Source organism: Oscillibacter acetigenes, assembly GCF_025567605.1.
Lineage (GTDB): Bacteria > Bacillota > Clostridia > Oscillospirales > Oscillospiraceae > Oscillibacter > Oscillibacter welbionis.
In genome coordinates, this window is sequence record NZ_JAOQKG010000006.1 from 102,630 (window position 1) to 112,464 (window position 9,835).

At 63.0% G+C, this 9,835-nt stretch carries 9 protein-coding genes; all 9 read right to left on the reverse strand.

What is annotated here, in order from left to right; translation table 11 throughout:
- Nucleotides 1-90: 90 nt before the first annotated feature.
- Nucleotides 91-1,896 carry a translation elongation factor 4 gene (lepA, locus tag OCV80_RS12820; protein WP_267288449.1) on the reverse strand — a complete coding sequence of 602 codons (1,806 nt, stop codon included), beginning with the start codon at nt 1,894-1,896 and terminating at the stop codon, nt 91-93.
- A 211-nt stretch (nt 1,897-2,107) separates the two neighbouring features.
- Nucleotides 2,108-3,193: a hypothetical protein gene (locus OCV80_RS12825; protein WP_136891294.1), complete on the reverse strand. Its 1,086-nt coding sequence runs from the start codon at nt 3,191-3,193 to the stop codon at nt 2,108-2,110.
- A 10-nt stretch (nt 3,194-3,203) separates the two neighbouring features.
- Complete coding sequence (locus tag OCV80_RS12830; RefSeq protein WP_267288450.1) at nt 3,204-4,637, reverse strand: MBOAT family O-acyltransferase; 1,434 nt, start codon at nt 4,635-4,637, stop codon at nt 3,204-3,206.
- Entirely contained in the window at nt 4,634-5,323 is a 690-nt protein-coding gene (locus OCV80_RS12835; RefSeq protein ID WP_021751195.1) for a helix-turn-helix domain-containing protein, read from the reverse strand. Before OCV80_RS12835 ends, OCV80_RS12830 begins: the two co-directional genes overlap by 4 nt.
- Before the next feature lie 143 nt (nt 5,324-5,466).
- Complete coding sequence (locus OCV80_RS12840) at nt 5,467-6,345, reverse strand: HAD family hydrolase (RefSeq protein ID WP_021751194.1); 879 nt, start codon at nt 6,343-6,345, stop codon at nt 5,467-5,469.
- 80 nt (nt 6,346-6,425) lie between these two features.
- The gene (locus OCV80_RS12845) at nt 6,426-7,136 is read right to left on the reverse strand and encodes a DivIVA domain-containing protein (RefSeq protein WP_025545188.1); all 711 of its coding nucleotides are present in this window, start codon (nt 7,134-7,136) and stop codon (nt 6,426-6,428) included.
- Between the two features lie 27 nt (nt 7,137-7,163).
- A complete protein-coding gene (locus OCV80_RS12850) occupies nt 7,164-7,598 on the reverse strand; it encodes a cell division protein SepF (RefSeq protein ID WP_021751192.1) in 435 nt (144 codons plus the stop codon).
- Nucleotides 7,599-7,633: 35 nt separating this feature from the next.
- Nucleotides 7,634-8,326, reverse strand: a complete 693-nt coding sequence (locus OCV80_RS12855; RefSeq protein WP_036631279.1) for a YggS family pyridoxal phosphate-dependent enzyme — start codon at nt 8,324-8,326, stop codon at nt 7,634-7,636.
- Between the two features lie 49 nt (nt 8,327-8,375).
- On the reverse strand, nt 8,376-9,835 hold a 1,460-nt coding region (locus OCV80_RS12860; protein ID WP_267288451.1), incomplete at its 5' end, for an HlyD family efflux transporter periplasmic adaptor subunit.

A 9,835-nucleotide genomic window follows, 5' to 3' on the forward strand; every position in this document is an offset into this window, starting at 1 on the left:
CAGGCTGAGCCTGCCCGCTCCAAGGGTTTCCTTCCGAAACCGCTTGACGCCGCTCCCGCGGCGCCGGGCCGCTGGCCCGGGAAGGAGGGCTTACTCGTCCAGCTTGAGCACTGCGAGAAATGCCTCCGTCGGGATCTGCACGCTTCCCAGGGAGCGCATCTTTTTCTTGCCCTCCTTCTGCTTTTCCAGCAGCTTCTTCTTGCGGCTGATGTCGCCGCCGTAGCACTTGGCCAGCACATCCTTCCGCATAGCCTTGACGGTCTCCCGGGCGATGACCCGGCCGCCAATGGCCGCCTGGACCGGCACCTCGAACAGCTGCCGGGGGATGTTCTCCTTCAGCTTCTCGCACAGCCGGCGGGCCCGGGGATACGCCTTGTCTCTGTGGGCGATGAAGCTCAGGGCATCCACCGTATCGCCGTTGAGTTTCATGTCCACCTTCACCAGCTCGCTGGACCGGTAGCCGGAGAGCTCATAATCCAGAGAGGCGTAGCCCTTAGTGTTGGCCTTCAGCGCATCGAAGAAGTCGTAGATGATCTCGTTCAGCGGCATCTGGTAGTGGAGCTCCACCAGATTGGTGTCCAGGTACTGCATGTCCTTGAACTCCCCCCGCCGGTCCTGGCACATGGGCATGATGTTGCCCACGAACTCGTTGGGAGCGATGATGTTCACCTTGACATAGGGCTCCTCCGCGTGCTCGATCACCGCCGGGTCCGGGTAGTTGTGGGGATTGTCCACCGTGACCATGGTACCGTCGGTCTTGTACACGTGGTAGATGACGGAGGGCAGGGTGGTCACCAGATCCAGGTCGAACTCCCGCTCCAGCCGCTCCTGGATCACCTCCATGTGGAGCATGCCCAAAAAGCCGCACCGGAAGCCGAAGCCCAGGGCTACGGAGCTCTCCGGCTCAAAGCTCAACGAGGCGTCGTTCAGCTGGAGCTTTTCCAGCGCGTCCCGCAAGTCCGGATACTTGGAGCCGTCCTCCGTGTAGATACCGCAGTAGACCATGGGCTGCACGGGCCGGTAGCCGGGCAGGGCCTCGGCCGTGGGGCTGGCGGCATCTGTGACGGTGTCGCCCACACGGGTGTCCTTCACGTTCTTGATGGAGGCGGTGAAGTAGCCCACCTCGCCGGCCCGGAGGCTGTCGCAGGACTCCATGCCCAGGGGCAGCAGATGGCCGCATTCGATGACCTGATAAGTGGCTCCCGAGGCCATCATCTTCACCTGCTGGCCCGTGCGGAGGGTGCCCTCCATGACCCGGAAGTAGACGATGACGCCCCGATACGAGTCATACTGACTGTCAAAGATCAGCGCCTTCAGGGGCGCGTCCGGGTCCCCCTTGGGGGGCGGCACGTTCTTTACGATATCCTCCAGCACCGCCTCGATGTTGGTGCCCATCTTAGCGGAGATTTCCGGCGCGTCCATGGCCGGCAGGCCGATGATGTCCTCCACCTCCTGCTTGGCCTTGGCGGGGTCCGCCGCCGGCAGGTCGATCTTGTTGAACACAGGCAGAATCTCCAGGTCGTGCTCCATGGCCAGATATGTGTTGGCCAGAGTCTGGGCCTCCACGCCCTGGGTGGAGTCCACCACCAGCACGGCGCCCTCGCAGGCGGCCAGAGAGCGGGACACCTCGTAGTTGAAGTCCACGTGGCCCGGGGTGTCGATCAGATTCAGTTCATAGTCCTCCCCGTCCTGGGCATGGTAGGTCAGCCGCACGGCCCGGGCCTTGATGGTGATGCCCCGCTCCCGCTCCAGGTCCATGTTGTCTAGCAGCTGGCTCTCCATCTCCCGGGCGGAGACGGCGTTGCACTTCTCCAGCAGCCGGTCCGCCAGCGTGGACTTGCCGTGGTCGATATGGGCAATGATGCTGAAATTTCGGATGTTGCTCTGTTTTGTCATATTCGGATATTCCTCCATCGGCCGGTCCACGCAAGGCCCGCATCAAGGGCCCGGCGCGCATCGCCGTTCTTTCAATCGGAATGGGGGCCCCATAAAATCCGAGATTCTATGGGGTGGTGAGGCGCAAGGGAGCGGATGCGGCCTTCGCCGCCGGACGGCTCTGCTCCGCCTGGGAGTCTCCTGTCACAGGGTTCCTCCCCGGGCCGCCGCTTTATGGGGCCGCGGCATGTTCTGCGTTCCACTGAATCCAGAATCGCTCGTCCCAGAACTGGTCATAGTCATAGTGTACCACAAATTCCCGCCAGTTGGCGAGGGTCTCCTCCAGATTTTCCTCTGTCAGGCGGCCCTCCTCCCTTTGAAGCATGGCGAGAATCTCCCGGCAGACGCCGCCGGAGTGGTGGATATAGTCGCAGTAGTTGTCCAGATTCGTGACGATCTCCGGGTCCATGAGATAGCCGTAGAACTTCACATTGTCATACTGCAGCAGCGTCTGCCCTGCCTGGCGGATGGCCGCAAACACCGCCTCCGTCCTCCCCTCCCGAATGACCTTGTCCCAGAAGAGGATGCTGTACGGGGGCAGGAAGAAATCGAATTCCGTGTCCGGATGCTCTGTGACCCACCGTTCCGCCACCGCCAGATTGGCGGCCACATCGTCCCGATAGGCATCTGCGGGCAGCTCCTCCGCCGCAATCTCCGGCCGGTCATAGTTCTCCAGGGCGGAGATATGGTTCCACCACTCATTCCGGTCCCAGGTGAATCCCTCGTCGATGGTGTCGCCCTCTCCCCAGTGGTTGGAGAGCAGGGTGTAGGCGCTGTAATACAGCGTATCCTTGTTCAGCAGATATTGGATGTCATCCAGCGGATTGGCGTTGTAGAGATAGTCCGGCATGGCCGCAGTCACACCGCTCTCATCCCGGATCAGGGTGTTCACATCCAGGCCGAAGATCACCCGCTCCGGCTCCTGGGTCCGAAAGAGGACGTTCATCACCTGGTCGAACTCGCTGTAATACCCGTCCGGGATGGTGAGCCGCACCGCGGAGGTGCCGAAGGTCTCCTGAATCCAGCTGGAGCGGTAGTTGGCCGCCATGGAGGTGCCCACCAGCACGGTGTCCGCCTCCACATTCTTCGCCAGGCCCGCCATCTGGTACCGCTCATTGAACAGCACCGGCTGCCACTTGTCCGGCACCCGATAATACAGGCAGGGATCCACCACGTACACAACGGCTCCGCAGACCGCCAGCAGCACCAGAATACACGCCAGAAGGCCGCAGACCCAGCGTCGATATGCTTGCTTCATACGGCCCTCCTCAGAAGTTGGAATAGATGAAGGTGGTGACGCCGGTAAAGGACAGCACACACCAAAGCGTCAGCACTGTGAGGGCCGCGCCCCGCCAGAGCGTAGGCCGGAAGTCCTCCATCCGACGGATGGTGTTCCGGGGCCAGAGGACGGCAACCATCCCCGCCCCATACAGCAGCACCACCCGCAGGATGTTTTTCCAGGGCGTGAAGGCGGGAATCAGCATCTGCACCGCGCTGGTCTCCTCGGCGAAAAGGCCCTCCAGCAGCCAGGCCGCCGGTTTTGCAAAGCCGCCGGTGACGGCCCGGCCCAGCAGCTCCAGGGCCCCGGTACAGTCCGGTGCCCGGAAGAACACCCAGGCGATGTTGACAAAGAGAAAGGTCAGCCCCCACCGGAGGACAAAGGGCAGCCGGTCCCGGCCCCTGCCCCAAACCCGTTCCACCACCTGGGCCAGGCCGTGGAGGGCGCCCCACACCAGGAAGGTCCACCCGGCCCCGTGCCAGAAGCCGCTGACCAGGAAGACGATGAGAATATTGCAATACGTCCGGATCGCGCCCCGGCGGCTGCCGCCCAGGGGGAAATACAGGCACTCCCGCAGGAAGGTGGTGAGCGTGATGTGCCACCGCTTCCAGAATTCCGTCACAGAGGCGCTGCGATACGGGGAGTCAAAGTTCATCGGCAGGCGGAGCCCGAAGAGCCGGGCCACACCGGCTGCGATGTCGCAGTAGCCGGAGAAGTCAAAGTACAGCTGGAGCGTATACCCCAAAATCACCAGCCAGGCCGCCGGAGCGCTGAGCTCTTCCAGATGTACCCAGCCGTTGTTCACCACAGTGCCGAAGGCGTCCGCCAGCAGCACCTTTTTGATGGTGCCACAACAGATGGCGTAGATACCCGCCGCGGCGTCGGACCAGTCCGGATGGAGGAATCCCTTTTCCCGCAGCTGGGGGAAAAAGATTCCGGGCCGCAGGATGGGGCCGGAGGTAACGGTGGGGAAAAACAGCCCGTAGAGCAGAAGGGAATCCCCCGGCGCGGGGACATATTCCCCGGTATAGACCTCCTTCAGCAACCACAGCTGCTGGAAGGTGAAAAAGCTCAGCCCCAGCGGAGCCCAGCCCACCTCCACCGCGCCGCCGGTGAGGAACTCCGTATACTTGAATCCCACCAGTATGGCGATGTGATAGACGCAGGCAAGAACCATTGTCCGGCGGCGGCCGCCGGACCGGGCCATCCGGCGGATAGCCCATGCTGTCACGCAGATGCCTGCCAGCAGGCAGGCAATGCCCCCCAGCACCACCGTCCATCCTCCGGGGCCCAGAAGGCAGAATACCGCGGAGGCCGCCGCCAGCATCGCCGCACCCGCTCGGGGGCTGCGCCGCCCCGCTGTCAGGCACACCGCCAGCGCTGCGGCCAGAAAGCCGAAAAAGGCCAGAGACTGAAAGCTCATCTGGTCTTCTCCGTCAGGCCGCTGAGACGGGCATCCGCGGTGCTCAGCACCTGGGTCAGGCTCTGACACCGTCCGGGGTATGCGGCGGTCAGGGCCTCGTTGGACAGGTCCGGGAACGCCGCCTTTTTGGCCGCCAGGGACCGCAGGCTCCGGGTGTACTGGATCTCCGAGAGCTTCATGTCCGCCTCCGCTGTGCCCATGGTGCAGGCGGCCGGGTCCAGAGAGAAGTACGCCTCGTTGGCGCCGGCGGTGCGGTACAGATGGCGGTACAGCTGGTACACCGCGCTGCCCAGATATCCGGCAGCGGCGTTGATGGACGCCTTGTCGTTCAGCTTGCCCAGCAGGCCGAACAGCACCCCCACAGCGCCGGAGAGCAGCTTGCTCTGGAGCGTGGCCAGCACGCTGCCCTGGAGGATGTTGCCCGGTTCCGCAGCGTTCAGGATCTCCTGCTCCGTCAGCATGTTCCCCTCCCGGGACAGGGTCCTGCCCAGGATGAAGTCCGCGGAGACGTGGTAGTAATCACAGGCCTTCACCACAAAGGCCAGGCCCGGTTCCCGAATGCCGTTTTCATAGTGGCTCAACAGGGCCTGGGAGATTCCCAGATCCCCTGCGGCAGTTCGCTGGGAGACGCCCCGCTCCTGCCGCAGCAGGGACAGGGTCCGTGAAAATTCAGTTGTGGAAGCCATCGTTCTCTCTCCTTCAGAGTTAAATACATAACGTATAGCTTAACAAATACGATACGGATTGTAAAGAAAAATCCCACGGATTCAGACATTTTTCGGGGGAAGGCGCTGCGGCGCCTTCCCCCGCTGTTTCCTTGCCGTCCAGCTCAGAACAGGCCCACCTGCCCCAGCAGCACGTCTCCCCCGATGCTGCGCACCTGGCGGGCATTCTCCTCCCACAAGCGGTCCGTCACCGCCATTTTGCGGATGATGTCCTGCACCGTGGCCTCCAGCGCAGACCCGGCCCGGTAGTCCGCCTGGAAGATATAATCCACCCGGCCCTTTGCCAGCAGGTCCTCCACACCGGCGCGGTTGCTGGCCTGGTACACGGCGATGGCCTGGCCGCCGTAGGCCCGCATCATCTTCATGCAGGGCACGTCGGAAAGGCCGTCCCCCATGTAGATCATACTGGTGAAGGGCACCCGCTTGCTGTCGTCAGGCATGGAGGCGTTTAGATCCCGGTCGTTGGACACGTCCAGCACGCCCTTGTTGATCCGGTAGACGAACTGGGTCTTGGCGGTGAAGTTCACCGCCAGCTTGGGCCACACGGGCACACCGCTCTCATCGTAGTAAAACTCGCTGGCATAGATCTCCTTGAATTCCCCGCTGATGGACGAGCCTTCAATGATCTCCCGCAGGCCGGAAGAGATGATGTAGTGCTCCACCTGGACACCCTGGCCGGCGCCGAAGTCGTTGATCCGCCGGAACCAGTCCTCCACACCGGGGAACAGCACGATGCTCCGCCCCTTCTCCACCAGGTCCGTCCGGGTGAAAGGTCGGTTCCGCCGCGCCGCCTCCCGCAGCATGGTGTACATATAGGCCAGGATACCGTCCATCCGGTTCCTGCGGCCGAAGCCGTTGGCCTCCGCCCAGAACTCTGCGGGGGTCATCCCCAGGGAGGGGATGAAGGCGTAGTCCTGCATATCGGTGGTGCAGAGGGTCTTGTCAAAGTCGTACAGAAAGGCCACGATGGGCTGTTGCTTCATGGCTGACTCCTCCAATCAAAAGACGTTGAGCGCCGGGACCGGGAAAGAAAAAAGCGGCTCCTGCGAGCCGCTTTGATCGTTCAGTCATCGCCGCCGGAGTAATTGCGGCCGAACTTCAGATCGTTGAGATTGATGCGGCGGGTAGGCTCATCCACAGGATCAGCCGCAAAGGGGTCCCCCTCCGGATAGTCATCCTCCGCCGCCGGAGACGCCTCTTCCGCTTCCGCCGGGGCCGCTTCCTCCTCCACGCTCTGCTCGCTGAAAGCGGCCAGCACCTTTTCCTCGATCTGCTGGACGGCCTCCTCCGGCTCCTGCTGGGAAATCGGCTCCGCCGCCTCCACCGGCAGCTCGGGCAGCTGCTCCAGGAATTTCAGCTCCTTCTCACAGATCTCCCTGCTGGCGGCAATGAACTGGGCCAGATCCCGCTGGCCCTGGTGCAGCCGCTCCTCGGCGGCCTCCACCTCCTGGCGCAGCTGGCCGATCTTCTCCCGGGCGCTGGTCTCCGCTTGGGCCAGGATCTCGTCCCGCTTGGCCTCTGCCTCGTGGACGATGGAGTCCGCCATCTTCTGGGCGGTCAGCAGGGTGGCGCGCATGGAGTCCTCGGTGGCACGGTAGTCCTCCACCTTTTCCACCAGGACCTTCAGCTTGGCCTTCAGCGCCGCGTTCTCCTTGTAGAGCGCGGTGTAATCATCGGTGAGCTCGTCCAGAAACTCATCGACCATGGCCATGTTATATCCGCCCATCACTGCCTTGGAAAAGGCGTGGGTGGAAACTTCCTGTGGTGTCAGCATAGTGCGATGTTACCCCCTCGTGTCCGCTCAGAAATAGAGGCCGTTGTTCTCCAGCTCGTCGATCAGATCGCCCTCGATATCCACATGATAGGGCGTGATGATGTATGTATTGGCAGCCACCTTCTTGATCTTGCCCTCGCCGGCATAGGCCACGCCGGACAGAAAGTCGATCAGCCGCCGGGCGATATCCTTGTTGGTGGACTCCAGGTTCAGCACCACGGTCCGCTTGTCCTTCAGGTGGTCCGCGATCTCGGAGGCGTTCTCGAACCGCTCCGGCTTCACCAGCACCACTTTCAGCTGGGTGGTGGCGTGGATATTCACCACCTTGTTGCGGCGGTCCTCCACCTTGAGCTTCCGGTCCTCAAAGGCGTTTTGCCGCACCGGCTCCTCAAAGTCATCATACTCCTCGTCCTCATCCTCGTAGGGGTGGGTCCACTTTTTCAGTTCGTCCAATAAGCTCATAATAGCCTCCCATCGGAGCCGCGCTCCGGTCTTTTTCAGTTGTAATGGCGGGCGCCGAAGATGGCGCTGCCCACCCGCACCATGGTGGCGCCGGCACGGATCGCATCCTCATAGTCGCCGCTCATGCCCATGGACAGATATTCTAATTCATTATGAAACAATTTTTGGTTCATGTCAACATAAAGTGCCTGAACTTCCTGAAAATACCGGAAATTGGCATCCCTCTGCGCGTCTGCCGGGGGAATCGTCATCAGTCCCCGCACCCGGACATGGGTCCGCTCCAGGGCGGCCTCCGCTGCGGGGAGGACTTTCTCCGGTGCAAAGCCGCTCTTGGCAGCCTCCCGGCCGATGTTCACCTCCAGCAGGATGTCCTGCACCAGCCCCCGGGCCGCGGCCACTTTCTCGATCTCGTCCAGCAGCTCCAGAGAGCCCACGGACTGGATCAGGGCCACATGGCCCACCACCTGCTTGACTTTGTTGCGCTGCAGGTGGCCGATGAAGTGCAGGGGGGCGCCGTCGTAGGCGTGCTGCTCCAGCTTCTGTACCATCTCCTGCACCCGGTTCTCCCCCAGGGCGTCGATGCCGGCTGCCACGGCCTCCCGGCAGGCGGCGGCATCGTTCATCTTGCTGGCGCCCACCAGCAGGATCTCCTTCGGGTCCCGGCCGGCCTCCCGGGCCGCCGCGGCCATGTTCGCCCGGATCCGGGCAATGTTCTCCGCAATTGTCATCAGCGTTCCAATACTCCTTTCCAGCGGCCGCCCTGCGGCCATCTCTCTGTCAGCTGCCAATCACCTTTCCATCATACAGGTCATAGGCGGTGATGATCACCTCGTCCCCCGCCCGGAGGCGAATCTGCTCCTGGGTCTTGCTGACCTCCTCTGCCGTGTCCAGCGTGGAGCGCACCAGGGCGAAGTCATCTCCGCTGTACAGCACGTCCACCGGCTTGAAGCGGGCCTTCATGCCCACCATGCAGTAGACGCCGGTCTCGCTCACCACGGACTCGTTCCCGTCCTCGTCCGTAACCGTTCGCTCCCGCACCCGCAGGGCCTCCTTGGGCACTCGGATGCCCGTGGTGGTCTGCCGAATAACCTCGGCGCTCTGCTGGCGCAGCAGCGTCAGCTCTGATAAATAGGTGTCCCCCTGGAACACCGCCACCACCCGGCCGCCTTCCGCCTCGCTGATATGGGTCAGCTTCACGCTCAAGTCCCGGCCCACGCCCTTGGCAAAGCGCAGCTTCAGTCTCCCGCTCTCCTGCAGGGTCTGGGCCTCGCTCTCCTCCAGGGCCGTCACATAGTACCAGGTGTCCCCCAGCACCAGTTTGCCCACCCGGTTGGAGCGCAGGGACTCGTCCGGCTCCAGGGCCGCCAGGGTCCTGGGCGTCAGCGTCTCCAGGCTCTCCGGCGTTAGAATGTTCTCATATCCGTCCACCACGGCGGAATAGAGCCCCGCCTGCGGCGCGGTGATCTGCCGGACAGAGCTTCCCGCCTGGGCCCGCAGGCTGCTCAACTGGCTCTGGAGCTCCGCCATCTGGGCGGACAGGTCCTCCGTATCGGAATACGTGTAGTCCCGCTTCATCACCAGGCTCCGCAGCTCGGCTCCGCAGTCCTCCGCCGTGTCCAGCCGGTCCGCCGCCAGAGCGCCCCGGTAGTCGCGGATCGTCTGGAGGATCTGGGCGTCCAGTCGCAGAGAGACCTCCGCCCCCAGCGCCGCCTCCTCCGCGTACTGCAACTGTTCGATCTGGGTATGGAGGGATTGGATCTCCTTCTGGCGGTCCAGCGTCGCCTGGTCCGCGTAGACCAGCGCCACCACGCCGCCGTCGCTGATCCGCTCGCCCTCCGCCCGCTGCAGCTGCAGCAGGCCGCTGGTGTCGTCCGTCAGGATCGCCTCGTCCCGCACCACATAGCCGGACAGCACCGTGGACATCTCCACCTGATACTGGTAGGCGATGGTGGTGGTCAGCGGGTCGCCGAAATAGCGCACCGCCTGAATCGAGAAATAGGCCAGCACGCCCAGCGTGACCGCTGCCAGCAAAAGTTTTGTGCCAAGGGTTTTCTCTTTCATGGTTACCTCTTTGTCTCTGTCCGCGAAGCCTTCCCGGCCCCATGCAGGACCCTCTGCGGAGGCGCAGACCTCCACAACCTCCAGCTCCACCGCCGGACGCACCGGCGCGATGGCGGAGGTCGTGTGCTTGAAATGATTTTCTGCCCGCCAGTTCTCATTTCCCCAGGCACGGCGGG

Coding starts and splice junctions, on each gene's coding strand:
- OCV80_RS12835 (WP_021751195.1), bottom strand. CDS start 5,323: ATGGCTTCCACAACTGAATTTTCACGGACCCTGTCCCTGCTGCGGCAG.
- OCV80_RS12830 (WP_267288450.1), bottom strand. CDS start 4,637: ATGAGCTTTCAGTCTCTGGCCTTTTTCGGCTTTCTGGCCGCAGCGCTG.
- OCV80_RS12840 (WP_021751194.1), bottom strand. CDS start 6,345: ATGAAGCAACAGCCCATCGTGGCCTTTCTGTACGACTTTGACAAGACC.
- OCV80_RS12850 (WP_021751192.1), bottom strand. CDS start 7,598: ATGAGCTTATTGGACGAACTGAAAAAGTGGACCCACCCCTACGAGGAT.
- OCV80_RS12855 (WP_036631279.1), bottom strand. CDS start 8,326: ATGACAATTGCGGAGAACATTGCCCGGATCCGGGCGAACATGGCCGCG.
- lepA (WP_267288449.1), bottom strand. CDS start 1,896: ATGACAAAACAGAGCAACATCCGAAATTTCAGCATCATTGCCCATATC.
- OCV80_RS12825 (WP_136891294.1), bottom strand. CDS start 3,193: ATGAAGCAAGCATATCGACGCTGGGTCTGCGGCCTTCTGGCGTGTATT.
- OCV80_RS12845 (WP_025545188.1), bottom strand. CDS start 7,136: ATGCTGACACCACAGGAAGTTTCCACCCACGCCTTTTCCAAGGCAGTG.